Source organism: Synechococcus sp. CCAP 1479/10 (genome assembly GCF_019038515.1).
In the GTDB taxonomy this organism is placed as follows: Bacteria; Cyanobacteriota; Cyanobacteriia; order PCC-6307; family Cyanobiaceae; genus Cyanobium.
On the sequence record NZ_JAFKRJ010000099.1, the window covers coordinates 1 to 241 of the forward strand.

Genomic DNA, 241 nt, shown 5'->3' on the forward strand with positions numbered 1-241 from the left:
TCCCGGCTATGCCATGGCCAAGCTGATCATCCGCTTCATCAACGGCATCGCCGACGTCGTCAACGCCGACCCCGACATGGACGGCCGTCTGCGCGTCATCTTCCTGGCCGACTACAACGTCAAGCTCGGCGAGCGCGTCTACCCCGCCGCCGACCTCTCCGAGCAGATCTCCACCGCCGGCCTCGAGGCCTCCGGCACCGGCAACATGAAATTCATGATGAACGGCGCCCTCACCATCGGC

Annotated in this window: 1 protein-coding gene; it reads left to right on the top strand. The window is 65.1% G+C overall.

From position 1 onward, the window contains the following. A partial coding sequence (locus tag KUG39_RS17820; RefSeq protein WP_216916613.1) for a glycogen/starch/alpha-glucan phosphorylase occupies positions 1-241 on the top strand: 241 nt, incomplete at both ends.